The 24,877-nt window shown below is 63.0% G+C and carries 20 protein-coding genes; 6 read left to right on the top strand and 14 right to left on the bottom strand.

Features of this window, described 5'->3' with window-relative positions; translation table 11 throughout:
• Positions 1 to 296 precede the first annotated feature (296 nt).
• Positions 297 to 1,214 carry a LysR substrate-binding domain-containing protein gene (locus tag OKW20_RS09085; RefSeq protein ID WP_429171633.1) on the top strand — a complete coding sequence of 306 codons (918 nt, stop codon included), beginning with the start codon at positions 297 to 299 and terminating at the stop codon, positions 1,212 to 1,214.
• Between the two features lie 132 nt (positions 1,215 to 1,346).
• On the opposite strand, the gene OKW20_RS09080 is transcribed toward OKW20_RS09085, so the two are convergent.
• From OKW20_RS09080 to OKW20_RS09030, 11 genes are all read right to left on the bottom strand, one after another.
• Positions 1,347 to 2,894, bottom strand: coding sequence for a SpoVR family protein (locus OKW20_RS09080; RefSeq protein ID WP_043621247.1), 1,548 nt, complete (start codon positions 2,892 to 2,894; stop codon positions 1,347 to 1,349).
• A gap of 12 nt (positions 2,895 to 2,906) precedes the next feature.
• Entirely contained in the window at positions 2,907 to 4,226 is a 1,320-nt protein-coding gene (locus OKW20_RS09075) for a YeaH/YhbH family protein (RefSeq protein ID WP_192450111.1), read from the bottom strand.
• A gap of 43 nt (positions 4,227 to 4,269) precedes the next feature.
• Positions 4,270 to 6,219, bottom strand: coding sequence for a PrkA family serine protein kinase (locus tag OKW20_RS09070; protein ID WP_043613002.1), 1,950 nt, complete (start codon positions 6,217 to 6,219; stop codon positions 4,270 to 4,272).
• Positions 6,220 to 6,697: 478 nt separating this feature from the next.
• Entirely contained in the window at positions 6,698 to 8,389 is a 1,692-nt protein-coding gene (locus OKW20_RS09065) for an aconitase X (protein ID WP_429171631.1), read from the bottom strand.
• A complete protein-coding gene (locus OKW20_RS09060) occupies positions 8,386 to 9,387 on the bottom strand; it encodes a 4-hydroxyproline epimerase (protein ID WP_429171629.1) in 1,002 nt (333 codons plus the stop codon). Before OKW20_RS09060 ends, OKW20_RS09065 begins: the two co-directional genes overlap by 4 nt.
• Before the next feature lie 13 nt (positions 9,388 to 9,400).
• Complete coding sequence (locus OKW20_RS09055) at positions 9,401 to 10,648, bottom strand: NAD(P)/FAD-dependent oxidoreductase (protein WP_429171627.1); 1,248 nt, start codon at positions 10,646 to 10,648, stop codon at positions 9,401 to 9,403.
• A 7-nt stretch (positions 10,649 to 10,655) separates the two neighbouring features.
• A complete protein-coding gene (locus OKW20_RS09050; protein WP_043612991.1) occupies positions 10,656 to 11,378 on the bottom strand; it encodes an amino acid ABC transporter ATP-binding protein in 723 nt (240 codons plus the stop codon).
• Positions 11,371 to 12,021: an amino acid ABC transporter permease gene (locus OKW20_RS09045; RefSeq protein ID WP_043612988.1), complete on the bottom strand. Its 651-nt coding sequence runs from the start codon at positions 12,019 to 12,021 to the stop codon at positions 11,371 to 11,373. The genes OKW20_RS09050 and OKW20_RS09045 overlap by 8 nt, the downstream gene beginning before the upstream one ends.
• 13 nt (positions 12,022 to 12,034) lie before the next feature.
• On the bottom strand, positions 12,035 to 12,700 hold the full coding sequence (locus tag OKW20_RS09040; protein ID WP_043612986.1) for an amino acid ABC transporter permease: 666 nt from the start codon (positions 12,698 to 12,700) through the stop codon (positions 12,035 to 12,037).
• 71 nt (positions 12,701 to 12,771) lie between these two features.
• On the bottom strand, positions 12,772 to 13,578 hold the full coding sequence (locus OKW20_RS09035) for a transporter substrate-binding domain-containing protein (RefSeq protein WP_043612984.1): 807 nt from the start codon (positions 13,576 to 13,578) through the stop codon (positions 12,772 to 12,774).
• Between the two features lie 223 nt (positions 13,579 to 13,801).
• Complete coding sequence (locus OKW20_RS09030; protein ID WP_429171625.1) at positions 13,802 to 15,319, bottom strand: aldehyde dehydrogenase (NADP(+)); 1,518 nt, start codon at positions 15,317 to 15,319, stop codon at positions 13,802 to 13,804.
• A 156-nt stretch (positions 15,320 to 15,475) separates the two neighbouring features.
• Between OKW20_RS09030 and OKW20_RS09025 the strand changes: the two genes are divergently transcribed.
• On the top strand, positions 15,476 to 16,513 hold the full coding sequence (locus OKW20_RS09025; RefSeq protein WP_429171623.1) for an Ldh family oxidoreductase: 1,038 nt from the start codon (positions 15,476 to 15,478) through the stop codon (positions 16,511 to 16,513).
• 323 nt (positions 16,514 to 16,836) lie between these two features.
• Here OKW20_RS09025 and OKW20_RS09020 read toward each other — a convergent pair whose 3' ends face one another.
• On the bottom strand, positions 16,837 to 17,799 hold the full coding sequence (locus tag OKW20_RS09020; protein ID WP_043612977.1) for a dihydrodipicolinate synthase family protein: 963 nt from the start codon (positions 17,797 to 17,799) through the stop codon (positions 16,837 to 16,839).
• Positions 17,800 to 17,913: 114 nt separating this feature from the next.
• Complete coding sequence (locus OKW20_RS09015) at positions 17,914 to 18,624, bottom strand: GntR family transcriptional regulator (protein ID WP_043613006.1); 711 nt, start codon at positions 18,622 to 18,624, stop codon at positions 17,914 to 17,916.
• A 375-nt stretch (positions 18,625 to 18,999) separates the two neighbouring features.
• On the opposite strand from OKW20_RS09015, the gene OKW20_RS09010 reads away from it, so the two are divergent.
• Complete coding sequence (locus tag OKW20_RS09010; RefSeq protein WP_064817045.1) at positions 19,000 to 19,146, top strand: DUF1127 domain-containing protein; 147 nt, start codon at positions 19,000 to 19,002, stop codon at positions 19,144 to 19,146.
• A 369-nt stretch (positions 19,147 to 19,515) separates the two neighbouring features.
• Positions 19,516 to 20,013: an EVE domain-containing protein gene (locus OKW20_RS09005; protein ID WP_197067199.1), complete on the top strand. Its 498-nt coding sequence runs from the start codon at positions 19,516 to 19,518 to the stop codon at positions 20,011 to 20,013.
• Between the two features lie 12 nt (positions 20,014 to 20,025).
• On the opposite strand, the gene OKW20_RS09000 is transcribed toward OKW20_RS09005, so the two are convergent.
• Positions 20,026 to 20,967 (bottom strand): AraC family transcriptional regulator, encoded by a 942-nt coding sequence (locus tag OKW20_RS09000; RefSeq protein ID WP_043623554.1) that lies wholly within the window; start codon positions 20,965 to 20,967, stop codon positions 20,026 to 20,028.
• Positions 20,968 to 21,155: 188 nt separating this feature from the next.
• Here OKW20_RS09000 and OKW20_RS08995 point away from each other — a divergent pair, with 188 nt between their 5' ends.
• Together OKW20_RS08995 and OKW20_RS08990 are read left to right on the top strand one after the other, a co-directional pair.
• Positions 21,156 to 22,619 (top strand): alpha-glucosidase/alpha-galactosidase, encoded by a 1,464-nt coding sequence (locus OKW20_RS08995; protein ID WP_429171621.1) that lies wholly within the window; start codon positions 21,156 to 21,158, stop codon positions 22,617 to 22,619.
• A 111-nt stretch (positions 22,620 to 22,730) separates the two neighbouring features.
• On the top strand, positions 22,731 to 24,815 hold the full coding sequence (locus OKW20_RS08990; protein ID WP_429171619.1) for an ABC transporter substrate-binding protein: 2,085 nt from the start codon (positions 22,731 to 22,733) through the stop codon (positions 24,813 to 24,815).
• Positions 24,816 to 24,877: the final 62 nt, after the last annotated feature.

Below are 24,877 nucleotides of genomic sequence, written 5' to 3'. Positions count from 1 at the left end.
GCAGGCAGCGTCGCCGGCACGGGCGTTCGTGCGGCGGGAAGCGCATGCGGAGCGGAATATTGGAGTACGCCTACGTCCACGGACGTGGGCTCGGCGACGGTGCCAGCGGCCGCTAGGGCCAGATGAAACAGTGCATGGATCGGGTCTCCGAAAGCGGCGCGGTTGACCGCGCCTTTCCTGAGTTGGCGGCTGCCGGGCAACGGCACGCACCGCCGATAAAGTTCACCGTAAAGGGATTGTGCTTGCGCAACAAACCACGTTTATTTGCAAGACCCATTAGGTGAGTTAGGGCATTCATGGTCAGGCCATATCTTCCGCTCAATGCGCTGCGCGCTTTCGAAGCCTCGGCGCGGCATCTGAGCTTTACCCGCGCGGCGATCGAGCTCTGCGTTACGCAAGCCGCGGTCAGCCATCAGGTCAAGCTTCTCGAAAGCCGCCTGAACGTGACCCTGTTCAAGCGGCTGCCGCGCGGGCTGATGATCACGGCCGAGGGCGAGGCGCTGCTGCCGGTCCTGCGCGATAGCTTCGACCGGATGGCGGACATGCTCGACCGCTTCGAGGCCGGGCATATCCGCGAAGTGCTGATGATCGGCGCCGTCGGTACGTTTGCGGTCGGCTGGCTGCTGCCGCGTCTTGCCGACTTCCAGGCGAACTATCCCTTTGTCGACGTTCGTCTTTCCACCAATAACAACCGCGTCGACATGGCGGCCGAAGGTCTCGATTTCGCCATTCGCTTCGGCGGCGGTTCCTGGCACAATATCGAGGCGACGCGGCTCTTCGAGGCGCCTTTGTCCGTGCTTTGCATCCCCGAGATCGCCGAGCGGCTGACGACGCCAGCCGATCTGCTCGACGAGACGCTGCTCCGGTCCTACCGGGCCGACGAGTGGGTGACCTGGTTCGATGCAGCCGGCATCGCCTATCCGGCGCCGCTGCTCAAGGGTATTGTCTTCGATAGTTCGCTGGCGATGATGGAGGCCGCAGCTCAAGGGATCGGCGTGGCACTGGCGCCGCCGCTGATGTTCTCGCGGCTGCTGTCGAACGGCACCATGCGCCAGCCCTTCGACGTTCATACCTCGATGGGAAGCTACTGGCTGACGCGGCTGAAATCGCGCCCCGTCACGCCGGCGATGAACGCCTTCCACGACTGGCTCGCCTCCGCGGCCGAAGAGGAGGCGGCGACCTTGCCGGCCACGCCGGACGTTATCGCAGGCTGACCCTGCGCCAAGGGGTCGTGGCGCCGCAAGGTGTGCCACCCATGCGCTGCGCGGAGTTGCGTCTTATTGGCCTAATAATTCTAATGGCTGCTACCAATTCTGCTGATGGTCACGACGCACGGCTTTTTCCGCTCACTCGGACGATTTGGCCGTCGAGCACTCGTAGACCGTGCGTCCGCTTTGCGCGTCGACGCCGGCAAGGCTCACCTCGTAGCCCCAGAGATGGCGGATATGGCGCATTGTCGCGTCACGGCTGCCTTCGTCGAGCAGGATGCCATGCTTGACGTTGTGCTGCAGCCGCAATTGCCGATCGCCGAGCAGGTCGACGTCCATCACCTGGATGTCCGGCTGGTTGGCGGCAACGTCGTAGCTGTTGGCGAGCGCTGAACGAACCGCGGAATAGCCGCGCTCGTTGTGGATCGAGGCAACCTCGACGAAACGGTCCGAAGATCGGTCGGAGAGCTGGAACAGCCGGAACTTGCGCATCACCGCCGGGCTCAGATATTGCAGGATGAAGGACTCGTCGCGATGGTTCGCCCAGGCGTCACGCAGCGTTTCCATCCAGTCGCCGTTGCCGGCAAAGGAGGGGAACCAGTCGCGGTCTTCCTCTGTCGGCTCGGTGGCAATCCGCTGGATGTCCTGCATCATCGCAAAGCCGAGCGCGTAAGGATTGATGCCGGGATAGCGGCGGTCGTCGAAATCCGGCTGGAAGACGACGTTGGAATGGCTCTGCAACAGCTCCAGCATATGGCCTTCGCCGATCCTGCCCTGGTCGTAGAGGCGGTTGATGATGGTGTAATGCACGAAGGTGGCGCAGCCCTCGTTCATGACCTTCGTCTGGCGCTGCGGTGAAAAATACTGCGCGATGACGCGCACGATCCTGAGCAGTTCCCGCTGCCAGGGCTCCAGGATCAGGCTGTGCTTTTCGAGGAAATAGAGCAGGTTCTCTTCCGGCAGGTTGAGCACCTTTTTGCGCTCGGAGGCGTCGCGCTCGGCCTCGGCCGGATCGCGGTTCTCGGCGACCTGCGGCAGCGTTCGCCAGAGGTCGCTATAGGTCTGCTCCTCATATTCCAGCCGTTCGCGCGCCCTCTCGCGCACCTTCTCCGAGGAGAGGCGCGGCGGGCGGCGGTAGCGGAAGACGCCCTGGTCCATCAGTGCGTGGGCGGAATCGAGGATCGCTTCGACGGCGGCAGTGCCGTGGCGCTCCTCGCATTTGGTCACGTATTTCTTGGCGAAATCCATGTAGCTGAGGATCGCGCCGGCATCGGTCCACTGGCGGAAGAGATAGTTGTTCTTGAAGAAGTGGTTATGCCCGAAGGCGGCATGCGCGGTCACGAGCGCCTGCATCGCCATGGTGTTTTCTTCCATGAGATAGGTGATGCAGGGATTGGAATTGATCACCAGCTCATAGGCAAGACCGCGGTGGCCCTTGCGGTAGTGATGCTCCTCATAGGCAAAGCGCTTGCCGAAAGACCAGTGCTGGTACATGAGCGGCATGCCGACGGAGGAATAGGCGTCGAGCATCTGTTCGGAAGTGATGATCTCCAACTGGTTCGGGTAGACGCTGAGGCCCATTTCCTCGATCGCGACCTGCTCGATCGCGTCATAGGCACGCGATAGCGTCGCAAAATTCCAGTCGGAACCCTGGAACAGGAGACCTGAGGTCGTGCGTCGTGCCATCCGGTCTCCCCCTCATTTCCGGGTGCGTACGGCCGGCTGCCGGGCAAAAAGCCTGCGGAAGACCGGGTAGATGTCGGCGGGTTTGGCAATCCGGGTCATCTGGAAATTCGACTTCTCGCCGTCCACCGTGCGATAGGCGCGCCAGAGCGCGGTGCCGTTGTCCGTCGAGCCGAAGATTTCCGTCTCTCGCTCGTCGATGATTTCGACATAGGCATAGTACTGGCAGAGCTTCGTCAGCTTTTCCCTGAGCAGTGCTGCACAGTGTTCGCTGTCGCCGATGATGTTGTCGCCGTCGGACGCCTGGGCCGCATAGATGTTCCAGATCTGCGAGGGATAGCGATCCTCGACGATCCTGATCATCTCTTCGAGCGCGGTCGATACGATCGTGCCGCCGCTCTGGGTGCTGTAGAAGAAGGTCTCTTCGTCGACCTCGCGCGCCTCGTCCGTATGGCGGATGAAGACGATGTCGATGCGTTCGTAGCGCCGCTTCAAAAACAGGTGCAGAAGCACGAAGAAGCGCTTTGCGAGGTCCTTCTCGCGCTCGCCCATCGAGGCCGAGACGTCCATCAGGCAGAACATCACGGCGTTGGCATTCGGCAGCGGCTGCTGCTCGAAGCGGTTGAAGCGGATGTCGACCGGATCGACGTAAGGGATACGCCGCCGTTTCTTCTCGATCCTTTCCAGCTCGCCCCGCAGCTCCTTGAGCCTCTGTCGGCTCTTCGCCGTCGGCTCCGGTTCCGCTTCCAGTTGCGCGATCTCGTCGGTAACCGCGGTCAGTTCCTTCTCCTTCGGCCGGTGCAGCGCCAGGCGTCGGCCGAAACTGTTGCGCATCGTGCGCCCGACATTGATGTTCGTCGGGGTTCCCGCCGTGGCGAAGCCGGCGCGGCGGGGCTTGAAGGTGACGGTTTCCTTGAGGCTGAGCTTGACCATGTCAGGAAGCTCCAGATCCTCGAAAAAGAGGTCCAGCACTTCCTCGCGGGACAGGATGAACTGGAAATCATCGTCGCTTTCGCCGGTTCCGGGCTTGCCCTTGCCGCCGCCACCGCCGCCCGCTTCCGGTTTCGGCAGGCGGTCGCCTGCCGAAAACTCCTTGTTGCCGGGAAGAACGTAGTTGCGTTCGCCGGAGCCGCGGGACGGCTGGAACGTGGGCTCGCTGGCACCATCGGTCGGCATCGGCACGCCATGGGCGGCGTCGACGTCGATGATCCTGTCCGACTTGACCTGATCCTTGATAACCCGCTTGAGCTCTTCGCGGGCCCGCTTCAGAAAGCGCTGTCGATTGCCGAGGCTCTTATCCTTCGGATTGAGCCGCCGGTCGATGAAATTCGGCATATACCAATCCCCTGCTTCGGCCCAATCCCCTGTTTCGGCATCGTCAGCCCGCCTTGTTGACCCGCATGTACCAGTCGACCAGTCGTCGGACCTGACGCTCCGTGTAGCCGCGTTCCGTCATGCGTTGGACGAACTCGGCGTGTTGCTTTTCGGATGCGCTGTCCTTCTTCGAGCCGAAGCTGATGACCGGAAGCAGGTCTTCGACCTGGCCGAACATGCGCTTCTCGATCACGTCGCGAAGCTTTTCGTAGCTGGTCCAGGAGGGATTCTTCCCATGGTTCTTGGCGCGGGCGCGCAGGGTGAACTTGACGACCTCGTTGCGGAAGTCCTTGGGATTGGCGATGCCGGCCGGCTTTTCGATCTGCGACAGCTCGCTGTCGAGGATCTCCCGGTTGAGAATCTGTCCGGTATCCGGATCCTTGAAGTCCTGATCTTCGAGCCAGGCGTCGGCATAGGCGATGTAGCGGTCGAACAGGTTCTGGCCGTATTCGCTATAGCTTTCCAGATAGGCCTTCTGGATTTCGTGGCCGATGAATTCGGCGTAGCGCGATGCCAGTTCGGACTTGATGAAGTCGAGGTAGCTCGCTTCCGTCTCCTTCGGGAACTGTTCGCGGCGGATGGCCTGTTCCAGAATGTACATGAGGTGCACGGGATCGGCCGCGACCTCCTTGGTGTCGTAGTTGAAGGTTTCCGACAGAACCTTGAAGGCAAAGCGAGTGCTGATGCCGGTCATGCCCTCGTCGACGCCGGCGGCGTCGCGATATTCCTGAACGGACTTCGCCTTGGGATCGGTGTCCTTCAGGTTCTCGCCGTCATAGACCCGCATCTTGGTATAGAGCGGCGAGTTCTCGTGACGGGCAAGGCGGGTGGAAACGGTGAAGCGGCTGAGGCTTTCCAGCACTTCCGGTGCGCAGGGGCTCTTGGTCAGTTCGCTTTCGCGCAAAAGCTTCTCGTAGATCTGCCGCTCTTCGGTGACGCGAAGGCAGTAAGGTACTTTGACCACGAGGATGCGGTCGAGGAAGGCCTCGTTGTTCTTGTTGTTCTTGAACTGCAGCCACTCGGACTCGTTGGAATGCGCAACGACGATGCCCTGATAGGGGAAGCCACCGAAGCTTTCGGTGCCGTTGTAGTTGCCTTCCTGGGTGGCGGTCAAAAGCGGATGCAGCACCTTGATCGGCGCCTTGAACATTTCGACGAATTCGAGCAGGCCTTGCGTCGTGCGGTTGAGCCCGCCGCTGTAGGAGTAGGCGTCGGGATCGGCCTGGCTGTAGTTTTCGAGCTGGCGGATGTCGACCTTGCCGACCAGCGAGGAAACGTCCTGATTGTTCTCGTCGCCGGGCTCGGTCTTGGCGATCGCCACCTGGCGCAGCCGCGACGGCATCAGCTTGACGACGCTGAACTTGGAGATGTCGCCATCGACTTCGTCGAGCCGCTTCGTCGCCCAGGGCGAGATGAGGCCGGTCAGCCGGCGTCGGCCGATGCCGTATTTGTCTTCGAGCAGATCGGCCATGCGGTCGGGATGGAACAGGCCGAGCGGTGATTCAAAAACCGGGCTGACCTTGCCGCCGACCGCCAGCGTGTAGATCGGCTGAAGTTCCATCAGTTTTTTCAGGCGCTCGGCGAGCGAAGACTTGCCGCCGCCGACCGGGCCGAGCAGGTAGAGGATCTGCTTGCGCTCCTCCAGCCCTTGGGCTGCATAGCGGAAGTAGCCGACGATGCGCTCGATCGTGTCCTCCATGCCGTAGAAGTCGGCGAAGGATGGATAGATCTTGACGGTCCGGTTTGAGAAGATGCGGCCGAGACGTTCGTCCGCGCTGGTATCGATGAGGGTTGGATTACCTATGGCTGTAACCATCCGCTCCTGCGCGGTGGCATACATGCTTTTGTCGTCACGACATGCCAGAAGGTATTCTTGAAGGCTGATTTCTTCTTGCGCTGCACTTGTATAGATCTCCGAGAAGAGATCAAAAACGTCGCATTCGCTCTTTTGCATCATGCTCTCCCGCGGCCGCTGGCTGAGACGGGGATCGCTGCTTATCGGCTCGCTCATTCGAATAAACGGCGTCCCATGCGCAATGTTCCTTCAGAGTACTCGCTTTCTCGTGATTCTCGAAGGGGTTGTTTCAATGAATGAAAAATCGTGACTGCGGCATCACGAAAACCTGATCGAAGCGGCGGTCACGCGGCGCTGAAGGCGGGCGCGAGCGCGCTTGGCGCCGCGCTTGACCGGGCATTTCTGTGTCGGCGCCACGTTCGGTTGCGTCAGCCGCCGCCGGGGTCGCCAAGGCGGCGAACATGGGTGGCCAGGGCCGCGTCGCCCATGGTGGCGGCCCCGACATGGCCGACGCCCGGCGCTGCAACCATGGATAAGTTGTCTTCAACACCGGCGGCGCGATGGCGGCCCGTGCTTCGGCATGGGCGTGCTCGGTAGCGCCGCCACGCAGCGGCGCTTGAGCGAGGGGGGAAAGGCGTTAGGCGAGCCAGGCCGGCAGGCGCGCCGGAACACGTCCGGTAAGCGCTGCCTCGACGCAATCGGCAAGGTTGCTGAAGCGCACGGCGCGGCCGGAAAGACCGGGGCCGTAATGGGCATATTTGCCGGAATTGGTCATCAGTGCCCGTGTCTTCGTCGGGAACACCGGCTCCGAAATCGAGCACCAGCAAAGATCCGGCAGCACCTGGATGCCGCTTTCTTCAAGGCGGGCAAGCAGACCTTCGTCGCGCGCGGCGGCAATCGCGTCTCGTCCGGCGGTGACGATGACGGCGACGTTGCTGTCGCGCTTGCGGCCGTCGAAGGCCGTGGCCAGCGCGCGGCATTCCTCGAGCGACGCATGCGGGCTGCCGATGGCGACGAGTTCGACCTCCTCCGGACCGTCGTTCAGGAGCGACCAGGCACCGGCCATGTCGGCGCGGGTGATCGTCGTGCGGTCGGCATCCTTAGCCGCGGCGCCTTCCGCTTCCGGGGTCACGCCCTCCACATGCAGCATCGGGGATGCAGACGTGGTGCCGAAGGCGGCGCAAAGCGCCTTGAGGTCGTCACGCGACGGGCGTGCCGATGCGAGACCGCGCAACAGCGGAATGCGGTCGGGCGCGGCCTTGCCGGCGAGATAGCCGATCAACGGCCAGAAGGCATCGTCGATATTGTCAGGCAGCTCCACGTCGATGACGCGCGTCGCCTTGCGCGGCGCGTCGAGATAGACGCCCGAGAGTGGTGCGCGACCGGTCAGCGCGATGCAGAGGTCGAGAAAATCAGGGTGTTTGGCCGTGCGCGCGCCGAGCACCGTATTGGCGAAGATGACGGCGTTCGATTCCGCCCAGGCGATTGCTTCGCCGGACTTCGGCGCGCTGTCGAGCAGATAGGGTGAGCAGGTGAAGGTGGGGCGGCAGCCCATGCGCACATAGGCGTCGGCAAGCCTGGCCGCCGGGTCGCCGAACGATTCCGGTACACCCTGTGCCTGCCAGTTGGCGCGGTCGACGGAGATCGCGTTCATCGTCGTCGGCACCCGAACCTTGGCGCCCATGTCTGCCATCTTCTCGGCGAAGGTGAGGTTGGCGGGGCTCGCATAGATGCAGCCGTCGATATGGCCCTGGACCACGTCGATCAGCTTTTCCGCGCCCTGCTGCGCCGCCATCGCCGCGATGATGCGCATTGCCTGTTGCACCGCGATGCCGTCACGGCCGTCGAGCATGGCGCGATCGTCGTCGGAGAGGTCGAGCGCTGTCGTTGCCGGCGGAGCGACCGGGATTGCCAAGCCATCGGCTTCGATTGCCTTATCGCTGATACGCGCGGTCTTTGCCTGCGAGAGCGCCTTGAAGGCGTCGCGCGAAAGCCGAAGCACCGGCAGGGATTTTCCGAACATTTCGGCCGCGATCAGCGCGCCGAGCGTCAGCACGTCCTCGGCTTCCGAGAAGACAAGGGCCGCAGGCGCGCGGCCGGTCAGGGCCATGTCTAGCAGCACGCCCGAACCGGTGCAGGAGCCGCGGCTCGACGGCATCATCAGGATGCCGCCGGTCAGACAGAGGCCGTGCAGCGGATGGTGCACGTCGATCACCCGGCCGGTTGCCGGATCGACCCCGCCCCAGAAACTCAACGCCTCCTCAGTGGCGATGATGGGGCCATCGGCGGAGCCGGAAAGAATGCTGCGGGCGGAGATCGATTGGGTCATTTTACGACAAATCCATGGGCAAAGGGGTCGCGGTCATCGATGAAGATCGTGTTGATGCCGGTCATGCGGGCCCAGCCGGCGATCGAGGGAATGATGGCGTCACGGTCGGCGACCTTGGTCGCCGCCTCGACGCGGCCCTTGAACAGCGAGCCGATGATCGACTCGTGCACGAACTCGTCGCCGAGCTTGAGCTTGCCCTTGGCGGCAAGCTGGGCCATGCGCGCCGACGTGCCGGTGCCGCAGGGCGAGCGGTCGATCGCCTTTTCGCCGTAGAAAACGGCATTGCGCGCATGCGCCTCGGCGTTTGTCGGTTTGCCGGTCCACTGGATGTGGCTGAGGCCCTGAATTTCCGGGTGCTCCGGATGCACGAACTCGTATTTGGCGTTGAGCGCCGCGCGCAGCTTCGGGCTCCAGCCGACAAGTTCGCCGGCGGTGTGGTCGGCCATGTCACGGAAATTTTTCTGCGGCTCGACGATGGCGTAGAAGTTGCCACCGTAGGCGACGTCGACGACGATCTCGCCGAGACCCTCGACCTCGGCCGTCAGCCCCTCGGCGTAGAGGAATCCCGGCACGTTGGTGAGGCGCACTTCTTCGACGAAGCGGCCTTCCTGGCGATAGGTGATGTCGACCTTGCCGGCCGGCGCGTCGATCGAAAGCTTGCCCGGCTCGCGCGGGGTGATCAGGCCGTTTTCGATCGCCATGGTAATGGTGCCGATCGTGCCGTGACCGCACATCGGCAGGCAGCCCGACGTTTCGATGAAGAGCACCGCCACGTCGCAGTCCGGCCGGGTCGGCGGATAGAGGATCGAGCCCGACATCATGTCGTGGCCGCGCGGCTCAAACATCAGGCCGGTGCGGATCCAGTCGAACTCGCGCAGGAAATGCGCCCGCTTCTCCAGCATGTTGGCGCCTTCGAGCCGCGGCCCACCGCCGGAAACGAGGCGGACCGGATTGCCGCAGGTGTGGCCGTCGATGCAGGAGAAGGTGTGGTTGGCCATGGTCTAAACTCTGTCAGAAACGTTGGGGCGAGAAGGAGCTGATGTCGATCGCCGGCCGCCGGCCGGTGAGCAGGTCGGCAACGAGCCGGGCGGTGCCGGCCGATTGCGTCAGACCGAGATGGCCGTGGCCGAAAGCGTAGACGACGCGGCCTGTGGCGCGGGCGCGGCCGATCGCCGGCAGGCTGTCGGGCAGCGACGGGCGGAAACCCATCCATTGCACGCCGCCCTCGGTCTTGAAGCCGGGCAGGAAGGTTTGCGCCTTCTTCAGCATGGCCTCCGAGCGGCGGAAGTTCGGCGGCAACTTCAGCCCGCCGAGTTCGACGGCACCGCCGACGCGGATGCCGGTCGAAAGCCGCGTCACGACGAAGCCGTGGCCGCCGAAGGTGACCTGGGTGCGCAGGTCAAAGGCATCCTGCGGCAGGGTGGTATTGTAGCCGCGCTCGGTTTCGAGCGGGATGCGCTCGCCAAGCGTGCGGGCGACCTGGTGCGAGAACGCGCCGGCTGAAAGCACGACCTGCTCCGTCCGCCGGGTCTTGCCGTCGGCCGTCAGTTCGACGCCGCCTTCGACAGGCTTCAGCGCCGTGACCTCGGCGCGCTCGATCACGCCGCCCTTGGCGCGGAAATGGTCTGCCAACGCCAGCGTGTAGAGCTTGGGATCGGCGATCGAATACCAGCCGGGGGTAAAGGTGCCATGGGTGAAGCGCGATGCGAGACCGGGCTGGATCTCGGCCATCTCGGCCGCGCCCATGTGCCGAAATTCGATGCCGTGTTCGGCGCGCGCGGTCCAGCCGGGAAGCGAGGCCTTCAACTCGGCGTCGCTTTCATAGACCTGCAGATTGCCTTCCTTGCGCAGCATCGGCAGCGTGCCGGTCTCTGCCAGGAACGGTTCGAGTTCCGCCTTGGAGAGATCCATCATTGCCGTCTGCGCGGTCGTCGAATGGGCGACACGGCTTGCCGAGCAGGCGCGCCAGAAGCGGAACATCCATGGCGCGATCTGCGCGGCATAGGCCGGCGGTACGCTCAAGGGGCCGAGCGGGTCGAGCAGCCACTTCGGCGCCTTCTTGAGGATGCCGGGCGAAGCGAGCGGCAGGATGTCGGTGAAGGCGAAGGCCCCGGCATTGCCCGCCGAGGCACCTGCTGCCGGGCCTTCCCGGTCGAGCACGGTGACGGAAAGTCCCCGTGCCTGGGCGGCAATGGCCGCAGAAAGGCCGACAACGCCGGCGCCGATGACGATGACGTCAGGCTGAACTGCATTCTTCATGATTGGCTCAGTGCGTCGCTGCCAGGAACTTCTGGAGTTCCGGATCCTTCGGCGCGCCGAAGAGCGCCTCCGGTGCGGCGATTTCCGCCATCACGCCCTTGTGGAAGAAGGCGACGCGGTCGGAGACTTCGCGGGCAAACTTCATCTCGTGGGTGACGCAGATCATCGTCATGCCTTCGGAGGCCAGCATGCGCAGCGTGTCGAGCACTTCGCCGACGAGCTGCGGGTCGAGCGCCGAGGTCACTTCGTCGAACAGCATGTACTCCGGCGACATGGCAAGCGCGCGGGCAATCGCCATGCGCTGCTGCTGGCCGCCCGACATGCGGGTCGGGTAGACGCCGAGCTTCTCACCGAGACCAACGTGGGTGAGCTGCTTGACGGCGATCTCCTCGGCTTTCTCCTTGGAAAGGCCGAGCACCTTCCGCGGCGCCAGCGTGACGTTTTCAAGCACGGTCAGGTGCGGGAAAGCATTGAATTGCTGGAAGACGATGCCGAGCTTGCTGCGCAGCTTGTTGAGGTTCGTCGATTTCGCGTGGACCTCGGTGCCGTCGACCAGGATGCGGCCGGAATCGATCGGCTCGAGACCGTTGATGCAGGTGAGCAGCGTCGATTTTCCGGAACCGGAGCCGCCGATGATGGTCAGCACCTCGCCCTTGTTGACGGTGAGGTCGATGCCTTTGAGAACCTCCAGCGAGCCGAAGGATTTGCGAACGTTCTGGATCTCAATCATTGGACCACCGTTTTTCAAGGTAACCGCCGAGCCGGGCGATCGGGAAGCTGATGAGGAAGTAGATGGCGCCGCAGATCAAAAGGATCAGCAGCGGTTCCTGCAGGCGGGTGACGAGAACCTGCGAGGCGCGCAAGAGTTCGATCAGGCCGAGCCAGAGCACGAGGGCCGAGTCCTTCATGACGCCGAGCGTCAGGCCGATCCAGGACGGAAGCGAAACGCGGGTCGCAAGCGGCGCCACGATGTAGCGCATGTCCTGCCACCAGGTCATGCCGAGCGAGCGGGCGGCACGGCGCGTCGTCGGCGGTACCGACGAGATGCCGCCGCGAACGATCTCGGTACAATAGGCGGCCGTATAGAGCGACAGCACCACGCAGGAGGTCGTGAACGGCGCCCAGCCGAGCTTGGCGATCGCCTGGAAGGCGTTGGCAAGCACCAGCTGGATCAAGAGCGGCACGGAACGGAAGATATCGAGCACGAAGGTGAGCGGCATGGCCCAGTAGGGGCCGACCTGATTGCGCACGACGCCGAAGATGATGCCGAGCACGGTGCCGGCCGTCACGGAGACGGCGGTGACCGCAAGCGTCATCAGGGCGCCCTGTAACAGGAAGCCGAGATCAGCGAGGGTGAGGGCGGTATTGAACATCTCTCACCTCTCCTTAGTAGCGGAACATGCGCGCAGCGAGCAGGCGCGCGCCAAGGGTCACGGCTTTGGCGATCAGGTAATAGATGACCGCCGCGATCGCGAAGAATTCGAAGGTGCGGAACGAGCGCGCGTTCAGTTCCTGGGTGATGCCGGCAAGGTCGGTGTTCATGCCGACGGTAACGCCAAGTGAGGTCATCAGGATTGCCCAGACCATCTGGTTGGTGACGGGCAGGAAGGCGATGCGCAGCATCTGCGGCAGGACGATGTAGCGGAAGGCCTGGACCGGGGTCATGCCGAGCGAACGACCGGCCCGTGTCTGGGTGTCCGGAATGGCCTTGAGCGCGCCGCGGAAGTTTTCCGCGAGATAGCCGGCATTGTTGAAGGCGATCCCCGCGAGCAGCGCCGTGTACGGGCTCAAGTGGATGCCGAAATTGCCGAGGCCGAAATGCGCCATGTAGATCTGGAACAGCGCCGGCGTGTTGCGGGCGATTTCGATCCAGGCGGTGGCAAAGCCACCGAGGATGCGATTGCCCGACAGGCGGCAGGCTGTGAGCGCCAGCGCCAGTGCCAGGCCGATGACCATCGAGAGCAGAGCCACCTGCAAGGTGACCAGCGCTCCATCGAGCATCTGCGGCAGGGCTTTCAGCGCCTGGTTCCAATGAAAGGTATAGCTGAACATGTTTCGTCTCACCTCTTCGGAAACGAATAGCGGCGCGAAGCTAAACTTCGCGCCGCCAGATAAACGGCATATTAGCGGTAAACGCCCTTAGCCGTAAGGTCCGGAAGTTCGCCGCCGACCCACTTTTCGTAAAGTTCAGCGTAGCGGCCGGTGCGGACCTGCTGGTTGATGAAGAGGTTGAGGAAGTTGATGAAGCCGTATTCTTCGCGGTTGGTGAAGAGCGCGACGTAGTCGGTGTCGAACGGAGCCTTGCCGACGACGGAGATGCCGGCGAACTTGCCGCCCTTCACGTTGGCCTGGGCGACCGTCGAGGTCGAAACCGTCGCGTCGATCTGGCCCTGGCTGAGCGCGAGGAAGACGTCGGCCTGGGTCTGGTACGGACGGAACTCGCCGGCACCCCATTCCTTGACCTGCTTTTCGAGCGCGATCGCCTCGAACGTGCCGGCGGTCGCGCCGACGGTCTTGCCCTTCATGTCTTCGAAGGACTTGACGCCCGACTTTTCGTTGGCGGTCACGGCCATTTCGAAGGCGAAGTAGGGGATCGTCATGCCGACGGTCTTGGCACGCTCAAGCGTGTCCGAGGTCGAGGCAACGCCGACGTCGACACGGCCCGACATCAGAGCGGGAATACGCTCCGGGAACGGGGTCTCGACGATTTCGGCGGTGACGCCGAGGGCCTTTGCGAGATCGTTGCAGTAGTCGACGTCGAAACCGATCGGGTTGTTGTTCTCGTCGCGAGAACCCATCGGCGGGAAGTCGAGCACCACTGCGCAACGCAGCGTACCCGAGCCGATGACGTCATCCAGCTTGTCGGCATGGGCCTGGCTGGTCAGAGCAGCGGCCGCAACGAGGCCGAGCGCGAGCACCGAAGTCTTCATTTTCTCTCTCCCTGAAATGAGTGCCGTTTGACGGCTGAGGCACTATTCCGTTTTAGAGAGCACAAATCAATAGAAAAATACAATTAGTATACAAAAAGTATAAGTTCATAACGCAGAACGCGCGCAGGCATCCCATTTGTTTCGCGAAATGGGATGCCTGCGAAGCGATCTGTCGTGTCGGCGGACCGCGGGCGGCAAGCCACCCGCAGCGTCTGCCTGTGCCTTAACCCTGGAAATCCTCGGGCAGCAGGCCTTCCGGCATGTTCTGGTAGGCGACCGGACGCAGGAAGCGGCGGATCGACATCGTGCCGACGCTGGTTGCGCCGAAGTTGGTCGAGGCCGGATAGGGTCCGCCATGCACCATCGAATCGACCACCTCGACACCGGTCGGGAAACCGTTGACGAGCACGCGGCCGGCCTTGCGCTCGAGGATCGGGCGCAGCCGGCGGGCGGTCTCGAGATCGGCCGCATCCATGTGGATGGTCGTCGTCAGCTGGCCCTCGAAACCGCGGGCAAGCTGTTCCATCTCTTCGGTCGAACCGACGCGCACGACGAGGCCGAGCGGGCCGAAGACCTCTTCGCCGAGCGCGTGGTCGGCAAGGAACTGGTCGCCAGATGTCTCGAACAGGTTCGGCGAGACCGAGCGGCCGGAAGACTCGGTTGTCAGCAGCGGCTTCACGGTGTTGCGGCTTTCAAAGCGCGCTTGACCGTCGTGATAGGCCTTGGCGATGCCGTCGGTGAGCATTGTCTGCGGTGCGACCTTGCCGAGCGCTTCGACGGCAGCTGAGGTGAAGCGGTCGGCATCGGCGCCTTCGACAACCACGGCGATACCGGGGTTGGTGCAGAACTGGCCGGCACCCATGGTCAACGAACCGGCCCAACCCTGGCCGAGACCTTCGGCGCGTGCCTTCAGGGCTTCCGGCAGCAGGAACATCGGGTTGACCGAGCCGAGCTCGCCGAAGAACGGGATCGGCTCCGGACGCGCAGTGCAGAGATTGAAGAGCGCGCGGCCACCGGCGAGCGAACCGGTAAAGCCGACGGCCTTGATCAGCGGATGCTGCACCAGCGCTTCGCCGACCTGGCGGTTGCCGCCCTGGATCAGCGAGAAGACGCCCGGGTGAACGCCGGTCTTGCGGATGGCGGCTTCGACGGCCTGCGCGACGATTTCACCGGTGCCCGGGTGGGCCGAGTGGCCCTTGACGACCACGGGGCAGCCAGCGGCAAGGGCGGCAGCCGTGTCGCCGCCGGCGGTCGAGAAGGCCAGCGGGAAGTTCGAGGCGCCGAAGACGGCGACCGGGCCGATCGGGCGCTGGATGAGGCGGATTTCCGGGCGCGGCGCCGGCTGGCGCTCGGGCAGGGCCGCATCGAAACGGCGGTCGAGATATTCGCCCTTCTCGATGTGATCGGCGAAAAGGCGGAGCTGGCCGGTGGTGCGGCCGCGTTCGCCCTGCAGGCGGGCTTCCGGCAGGCCGGTTTCCTGGGTACCGATCTCGGTGATTGCTTCGGCGCGCGCTTCGATTTCGTCGGCAATGGCACGCAGGAAGGCGGCGCGCTCGGCGCGGGTCGAATAGCCGTAGCTCAGGAACGCTTCTTCGGCCGCTTCGGCGGCGCGGTTGACCAGCTCTACCGTGCCGGTGGCGAACTGATGGACCGGCCCGTGGGCGGGTGCGGATGCGAAGGTACCCGCGCCGTCGAGCCATTCGCCGGCGACAAGGTGTTTTCCTTTGGGGGTGAAGGCCATCTGCCGATCCTTTCGTTCGATCCCGGATTGCCTTTTCTGGCAGAGGGGATCATGGCTGAATTGCACTTGTCGGATCTTTGTATACTATATGTATGCAGAACATCAATCGCCTGACTGGCCCTTCCGGATCAGGCGCAGCATTTGAGAGGGAGAGAGATGAGCGAAACCAATACCCTGACGATGGCAGCACTTTTCGAGCGCGTCGAGGCGATCTTCCTGAAGGCGGGGCTCAACGCCATTCAGGCCGGTGCACTGGCCCGGGTGATCGTCGCCGGCGAGCGCGATGCCTGCAAGTCGCACGGCATCTACCGCATCGAAGGGGCGCTTCGCACCGTCAAGGCGGGCAAGGTGAAGCCAGATGCCGTTCCGGAGCTCGATGCGCAGGAAGGCTCGGCCATCGTCAAGGTCAACGCCAAGGGCGGTTTCGCCAATCCGGCCTTCGAACTCGGCCTGCCGGCGCTGGCCGAACGCGCTCGTACGCTCGGCATTGCCGCGCTCGTCATCAATGATTGCACCCATTTCTCGGCACTCTGGCCGGAAGTGGAAGGCCTGACCGGCGAGGGACTTGCCGGCCTCGTCATGTGCCCAAGCTATGCGACCGTTGCGCCGACCGGCGGCAACAAGCCGCTGCTCGGCACCAACCCCTTCGCCTTCGGCTGGCCGCGCGAGAACAAGCCGCCCTACGTCTTCGACTTCGCGACTTCGGTTGCCGCCCGCGGCGAGATCGAGCTGCACCGCCGTGCGGGCAAGCCGTTGCCGGAGGGCTGGGCGATCGACGCCGAGGGCAATCCGACGACCGACCCGGAAGCAGCGCTTGCCGGCGCCATGCTCCCCTTCGGCGGCCACAAGGGTTCGGCGATCGGCACGATGGTCGAGCTTCTCGCCGGCATCATGATCGGCGACCTGACGAGCCCGGAAGTGCTCGACTATCTCGGCACGACGACGCTCGCACCCTTCCACGGCGAACTGATCGTCGCCTTCTCGCCGGAGAAGTTTGCCGCCGGCCGTCCGGGCGATCCTTTCGCCCGCGCGGAAGTGCTGTTCGAAGCGATTGTCGGCCAGGGCGCCCGCCTGCCGTCGCAGCGCCGCTTCGTGGCCCGCGCCAAATCGGAGGCCGAAGGTGTTGTACTTAATGCGGCCGAAATGGAGCAGCTCGACCGGTTGCTGGCTCTCGGATTGGATGCCGTCGCGTAAGCGGCGGCTAACCTTTCCGCGGCTTCTTCGCTGCGCCGTCCTCGCCGTCGATAAAAGAAGGCCCTCCCAACCGGAGGGCCTTTTCTTCGAGAGGCGCACCTGCTCACCCTTTTCATCCCCGCGCTCGTGCCGGGATCCAGTGACCCGACGTCCATCAGGTCTAAGGACTCTTTCACCTGCTGGAACCCTGTGACAGGCACAGGAATGAGGGAAATCTTGGCTGGTGCTTGCGATGCAAACGCGGCTTGCGGTCTTGAACGGGGCGACACAAAAAGGCCCTCCAACAGGAGAGCCTTTCTCGTTTTACGGGCCGATATTGATAATCAGGCCTTGTACTTCTGGACGGCGCCCGGGAGCTTGCTCCACTCGCCGTACCAGCTGTTGAACAGCTTGAACTGGGCTTCGACGTAGCCGCGCTGGCTGTCGGAGAGAACGTCGCTCTCGTTGAAGTGCAGCGTGTATTCCTTGTCGCCCTTCAGCACCATCATGTGCTTGAAGTAGAGAACGAGGTCCGGGCCTTCGTCGAAGGACGAGAGAACGGCGAGCGCCTGTTCCAGTTCCAGGGCGCGCAGACGGGCGTCGACGTCGCCTTCGGCGGCGGCACGCGACAGGTTGCACATGTGGATGACTTCCTTCGGCAGGACGCAGCCGATGCCGGTGATCGCACCGGTTGCACCGCAGTTGACGAAGCCATGGAACACGGCCGTGTCGACGCCGATCATCAGCGAGACGCCATCGTCACGGCTGGTGATGTTCTCGGCCGCATAGCGCATGTCGGCAGCGCCTCCGAATTCCTTGAAGCCGACGAGGTTCGGATGTTCGGCGCGCAGCGCGAAGAACAGGTCGGCGCGGGTGGCGAAACCGTAGTAGGGGCTGTTGTAGATGACAGCCGGCAGGCTCGGGGCAGCCGAGAGAATGGCCTTGAAGTGGTTCTTCTGGGCAGCGACGACCGAGCCACGCGAAAGCACGCGCGGGATGACCATCAGGCCCTGGGCGCCAACCTTCTCGGCGTGTGCGGCATGGGCGACAGCCGAAGCGGTGTTGACGGCGCCGGTGCCGACGATGACCGGGATGCCGGCCTTGACCAGGCGCTCGACGCCTTCCATGCGCTGTTCGTCGGTCAGGAGCGGCCAGTCACCCATCGAGCCGCAGTAAACGACGGCGGACATCCCTTGCGCGATCAGCTCCTTGCCCTTGCGCACCAGCGCGTCGAAATCGGGGGTGCGGTCTTCCTTGCAGGGGGTCATCAGCGCCGGGATGACGCCGGTGAAAATCTGAGCCTTCATCTGAAACTCCTCTCGGGCTTTGTCTTCAGGGCAGCGGCGCACCTACGCCCCTGCCATTGATCTAGACAATAGCCGTTTGTATTTTATTTGTCGACAAGAAAAATACAAAAGCCGCTACAGGGCGATGTCGAGCTTGCTATTGCGGGCAAAAAGCTTCTGCACCTGCTCGACGATCTGCTCCGCATGCGCCTTGCCGAGCCGATCGGCAGCCTCGACGTCGCGCGCGGCGATCGCCGCGATCATGGCCGCGTGCTCGTCGACGAAACGCTGGGGGAACTGCTCGTCATAGGACTGGTAATAGAGACGCAGGATACGCCGCCCTTCGTCGAGCAGCCGGCGGAACAGGCTGGTGAAGTAAGGGTTGCGTCCGCTTTCCGCGATCGCCGCATGGAAGGCGGCGTTGGTGGCGATCATCGTCAGCGCGTCGCGCGTCTGCACGGCTGCCGCATAGTCTTCGTGGAAGCCGCGAATGATCGCCAGGTCTTCCGGCCTATGGTTCTGCGCCGCAAGCCGCGTGGTAACGCGGTACATCAGCACCAGTGCGTCGAAGAACGGATTGAGATTGAGGAAGTCGATGTTCGCCACCATCGTCGAGCGGTTCGGCAGCGTGTCGATCAGTCCTTCGCCGGCAAGGCGCACCAGCGCTTCGCGGATCGGCGTGCGCGACATCTTCAGCCGCTCGGCAAGCTGCACTTCGTCGATCGGGCTGCCTGGCGGCAGCACCAGGTCGAGGATCTCGTCGCGCAAGAGATCATAGACCATCTTGACGCCGGAGCCGCGCTTGCGCTCAGGGATGGGGCTGTTGTCGGTGTCGATATCGGTCATGTCAGATTCCTTTGTCGACAAAAGAAATACTTGTCTCTGCCGCAGGGATCAACCGTTTCCGTGATGATGGGTGCATGGTGGCGGGTATATCCAAATACGTGTGCTTGCCTTCAGCGGCACTTTGTTGAAGGCCCTGCGCGGTTGCAACGCGCATTGTTATAAAAGCGGTGTTTGGAAACAGGATTGTGCAATCGGGCCGCCCGCACCAGCGGCTGACCCGGCGCTTTCTGCCGACCCATGCATTTCCCACATGGGAGCGCTGAGTTTTGAGCGCTGCAACCTACGGAAAGCCTGAGCTATAAGGTGTTCATCGAAGTGAACGAGGCGCCACTGACTGGCAGCCAGGCTTCGAAAGCCCATTGAAAGGGGGATCAAATGAACATCGCACGCTCCATCAACAACTGGCGCAAGTACCGTCAGACGGTCACCGAACTGGGCCGCATGTCGAACCGCGAACTTCGCGACCTCGGCATCGAACGCGCCGACATCGACCGCGTTGCACGCACGGCCTTCGCCCGCTAAGGCGAACTACTTAGACTGAAGAATTGCCAAGCGCCTGCATCTCCTGCGGGCGCTTTTGCTTTTTGGCGCCTTCATTGCGCCATTGTCGTCGCACACATCGCTGGCACTGCGATTTGATTAATCGACTACTCCATTAATCCCGACGCTTGCCGCTTCCCGCGGGCGCGTGTTCCTTCAAGAGATAAAGTGCCATGCCGTCGTTTTCCCCTGAGATTACGGATTTCTGGAGCGTAGAGGGCTGAAACGCAGCTCGACGGGTATGCCGGGTCGTCAAAACGATGCTGACAGAATCTGGCAGGGGTCGCGCGTAAAGTGGTTGCAGGATAAGAGATCGAGGGATTGCAGATGTCGGCGCAGGATATGTTTCAGATGGGTGCAGCAAACAGGTCGGGCGAGCGCAATTTCTGGATCGGCGCGGTTTCCGGCGACGACCTGCAGCATGCTGCGGAAGATGGTTTCTCTCGCTTTGGCTACGGCTACGGCAACGTCCAGGCGATGACGCGCATGAAGGCGGGTGACGGCTTCATCGGTTATGCGCCGAACGCCGCCTTCAACGGCCGGGCGGGGCTTGCCTGTTTTGCCGCCATCGGCGTCGTCAAGGAGCGTCCTCCCTACTTCTTTGCCATGGGCGGTGTCGCGCCGCATCGCGGCGATATCGACTGGGCCGACAGCATGGAGGCCCCGGTTCGCCCCTGGCTCGACAGTCTGGAATTTGCCGAAGGCAACCGCAACTGGGACCAGAAGCTGCGTATCGGCCATCTCTCCATCAGCGAGCGGGATTTCCGCGTGATCGCGCGGGCCATGCATGCCGACCTCGGCATGGTTTTCCCGAGAGCGTCGGCCTATCGCCAGCAGCTTGCCGGCTGACCGCCGTCGCCCTCAACCCGTCAACAGCACCGTTGCTTCCTCCCCCGTGTCGACCGGTTGCTCCACGGAGCCGGCCGGCACGCTGGCATACATGCCTGTGGTTCTGAATTCGGTCGGGCTCAGCCCGAAGGAGCGACGGAACACCTTGGCGAAGTAGTTGGGATCCTCGAAGCCTGAAAGGATCGCCACTTCCTTGACCGGCAGGCTTGCCGTTTTCGTCAGCAGTTTGACCGCGCGCTGCAAGCGCTTCTGCAGCACATATTCGGCCGGCGCCATGCCTTCGCTGGCGGCAAAGACGCGGGAGAAATGCGCCCGGCTCAGACCCGACACGCGTGCCAGTTCCTCCACCGGAAGCGGGTTCTGCAGGTTGTTCATGATGTGGTCGACGACGCGGTGCATCGTCCTGTGCTCATGACTGAACACCGGATGGGAGCCGAAGACGTCGTCGTAGAGCGCCATCGCCGCCTCGTAGGCAATCGCCGAGGCGCGGCCCGGCGTCTCGCCGCCGCGGATCAGGCGCAGGCTGCAGTCGGCCAGATGTTCGATCGTTTCCGGCTGCAGCTTCAAGACCGGGCCGGTGACGGCAAGCAGGGCGCGATGTATGCGCAGCGCCTCGTCGCCGTTCATCGAGATCCAGAAAAACTCCCATCGCCCGCCATCTTCCAGCCAGTAGCGATGATTGTGCGGCACCAGCAGCAGCAGCGTCTCGCCTCCGCGTACCCGATAGCTGCGGTTTTCGTAACGCAGGTTTCCGGCACCCGCGATCGTGTGCTGCAGCACGGTGAAGGGCGTGTTTCCGCGCTTTCTGCCGTCCCAGTCATAGGTCGCATTGTTGCGGATTTCATAGCCGGTGCTGGTCGGCATCGCATGCAGGCTCTGGCGTCCCCGCGGCAGCGAAACCGTGCGCATAATCGGGCCGTTGTCGATCAAATCTTGCAGCATAAAATTACCCATGAAAGCACAATACCGCTCTGGCGGGGTCGGTAATTATACACATAATGACCGCCAACAGCGCAACAGGCAGTGCTTTCGGCCCGTAAGAAATGAGGGGATGCATCGAAGTTGCGTGCGAAGACGGTGAAAAACCGTGAATTGATTTTACCCTTTGTCAGAAATGCATGCAGTTCATGAGGAGTGAGGGCATGGCAACGTTCAAGATCGCCATCATCGGCGCCGGCAGCATCGGCTTCACCAAGAAGCTGTTCACCGACATTCTCGCCGTGCCGGAATTGCGCGACATCGAGGTTGCGCTGACCGACCTCAGCGCCCGCAATCTGGAAATGATCAAGGCGATCCTCGACCGGATCGTCGAGGTCAACCGCCTGCCGACGAAGGTGACGGCAACCACCGACCGGTTGAAGGCGCTGGAAGGCGCCCGCTACATCATCAGCTGCGTCCGCGTCGGCGGCCTCGAAGCCTATGCCGACGACATCCGCATTCCGCTCAAATACGGGGTCGACCAGTGCGTCGGCGATACGATCTGCGCCGGCGGCATCCTCTACGGCCAGCGCAACATCCCCGTCATCCTCGACTTCTGCAAGGATATCCGCGCTGTCGCCGAGTCGGGCGCGAAGTTCCTGAATTATGCCAACCCGATGGCGATGAACACCTGGGCGGCGATCGAATACGGCAAGGTCGATACGGTCGGCCTCTGCCACGGTGTCCAGCACGGCGGCGAGCAGATTGCCGAAATCCTTGGCGCCGGCGAGGGCGAGCTTGATTACATCTGCTCCGGCATCAATCACCAGACCTGGTTCGTCGATGTCAGGCTCAAGGGCCGCAGCATCGGCAAGGACGAACTGGTCTCGGCCTTCGAAGCGCACCCGGTGTTCTCCAAGCAGGAGAAGCTCCGGATCGACGTCTTGAAGCGTTTCGGCGTCTATTCGACCGAGAGCAACGGCCATCTTTCCGAATATCTTCCCTGGTATCGCAAGCGCCCGGAGGAAATTACCCGCTGGATCGACATGTCGGACTGGATCCACGGCGAGACCGGCGGCTATCTCCGCCATTCGACCGAGACGCGCAACTGGTTCGAAACCGAGTTTCCGCAGTTCCTGGAAGCGGCCGGAAAACCGCTCGATCACGCCAAGCGCTCGAACGAGCATGCAAGCCATATTCTCGAGGCCCTGGAAACAGGCCGGGTCTATCGCGGTCACTTCAACGTCAAGAACAATGGTGTGATCACCAACCTGCCCGCTGACGCGATCATCGAATCCCCCGGTTTCGTCGATCGTTTCGGCATCAACATGGTCTCGGGCATCACCCTTCCTGAGGCCTGTGCTGCTACCTGCCTTTCCTCGATCAACGTCCAGCGCATGTCGGTCCATGCAGCCGTGACCGGCGATCTCGATCTTCTGAAGCTGGCGATGCTGCACGATCCGCTGGTCGGCGCGATCTGCACGCCGGACGAGGTCTGGCAGATGGTCGACGAGATGGTGGTCGCGCAAAGCCAGTGGTTGCCGCAATACGCCCACGCGATCGACGGTGCGAAGGAGCGGCTTGGCCGCGCCACCGTCAAGACCCGCGAGTGGAACGGCGCCGCGCGGCGTCAGGTGCGCTCGCTCGACGAGTTGCGCGCCGAGCGCCAGGTCCGCGCCGCCGGCTGATCGATTGCAATGCTGCTTGCGTGAGGAGACGCAAGCAGCGCTGCCTGAACTGCAGACTTTTCAAGGAGGAGGCCGCGTTCCGGCGCGGCGAAAGAGGGAGAATCTGAGCCAATGACCAGCCACAGACTGACGAAAATGGCGAGCCTGCTGCTTGTCGGCATCTCGGCCTTTGCCTTGGAGGCGGCCGCCTCCGAGCCCACCGTCGTGCCGCAGCAGCCGGCATTCCCGGCCGAGGGCAAGATCACCTATGTGCCGCGCGACTCAATCGCCGAATTCAAGGCGCTGCCGGAATACAAGGAACCAGCCTGGGTTACCGAGAAATACGTCAAGACCGGCAAGCTGCCGCCGGTCGCCGAGCGCCTGCCGAAGGAGCCGATGGTCTTCAAGACCGGCAACATGCCCGACGGCGTCGGCGTCTACGGCGACACGCTGCGTCACGTGATCGGCGGTCGGCCGGAAGGCTGGAACTACTCGGCCGGCCAGAGCCAGGGCTGGGGCGGCATCGATATCGGCATGTCCGAATGCCTGACGCGCACGGCACCGCTCTTCCAGGTGGAAGCCAAGGACGTCGAGCCGCTGCCGAACCTTGCCAGGAGTTGGGACTGGTCCGCCGATGGTCATAAGCTGACGATGCATCTGGTCGAGGGCGCCAAGTGGTCGGACGGCGATCTTTTCGACGCCGACGACGTGATGTTCTACTGGGAAGACAACGTGCTCGACCCGAGCGTGACGCCGTTGAACGGTGCGACGCCCGAGACCTTCGGCGCCGGCACGACGCTGAAGAAAATCGACCAGTATACGGTCGAATGGACGTTCAAGGAGGCGTTCCCGCGCCAGCATCTCTATGCCATGGCCTATGGCACCTTCTGCCCCGGCCCGTCGCATGTTTTGAAAGCCAAGCATCCGAAATACGCCGGCACCACCTACGACCAGTACAAGAATGCCTTCCCGCCGGAATACATGAACATCCCGGTCATGGGCGCCTGGGTTCCGGTCGCCTATCGTCCCGACGATATCATCGTGCTCAGGCGCAATCCGTACTATTGGAAGGTCGACGAGGCGGGCAACCAGCTGCCCTATATCAACGAGCTGCACTACAAGCTCTCGACCTGGGCCGATCGCGACGTACAGGCAATTGCCGGCTCCGCCGATCTTTCCAACCTGGAGCAGCCGGAAAACTTCGTCGAGTCGTTGAAGCGCGCTGCGCAGGACACAGCTCCCGCTCGGCTTGCCTTCGGCCCGCGCCTAATCGGTTACAATCTGCACATGAACTTCTCGGCCAACGGCTGGGGGGAACCGGACGAACGCGCCCAGGCCGTGCGTGAGCTCAACCGCAACGAGGATTTCCGCAAGGCCGTCACCATGGCGGTCGATCGCAAGAAGCTCGGCGAGGCGCTGGTGAAGGGCCCCTTCACCGCGATCTATCCCGGCGGGCTTTCCTCCGGCACCAGCTTCTACGACCGGGAGTCGACCGTCTACTATCCCTTCGATCTTGATGGCGCGAAGGCTCTGCTTGAGAAAGCTGGCCTGAAGGACACCGACGGCAACGGCTTCGTCAACTTCCCGGCTGATAAGGCCGGCGGCAAGGACGTGGAGATCGTGCTTCTGATCGACAACAGCTATGCGACCGACCGCAACCTCGCCGAAGGCCTGATCGGCCAGATGGAAAAGCTCGGCCTCCGCGTGGTCCTGAACTCGCTCGACGGCAAGCAGCGGGACGCAACCAACTATGCCGGCAAGTTCGACTGGATGGTTCACCGCAACGCGGCCGAATATGCCTCCGTCGTGCAGAACACGCCGCAGCTCGCGGCCGCCGGCCCGCGCACCAGCTGGCACCACCGCGCACCGGAGGGCGGTCAGCTTGACCTGATGCCCTTCGAACAGGAACTCGTCGACATCATCAACAAGTTCATCGCCACGAACGACAATGCCGAGCGCGCGGAGTTGATGAAGCAGTACCAGAAGGTCGCGACGACGCATCTCGATACGGTGGGCCTCACCGAATATCCGGGCGCGCTGATCATCAACAAGCGCTTCGCCAACGTGCCGACGGGCGCGCCGATCTTCATGTTCAACTGGGCCGAAGACACGATCATGCGCGAGCGCCTCTTTGTCCCCTCGGACAAGCAGGGTGATTTCGAGCTCTTTGCCGAACAGCTTCCGGGCAAGCCCGGCGACAAGGGCTTGAGCAACTAACGCAACCGCTCCTCCGGCTACCGGCCGGAGGAGCGCTCGATCACCCCAACGACAGAAGGAAA

Origin of the sequence: Ensifer sp. LBL (assembly GCF_050435225.1) — a bacterium.
Classification (GTDB): Bacteria; Pseudomonadota; Alphaproteobacteria; order Rhizobiales; family Rhizobiaceae; genus Ensifer.
This window is presented reverse-complemented; position numbering and strand designations above follow the sequence as displayed.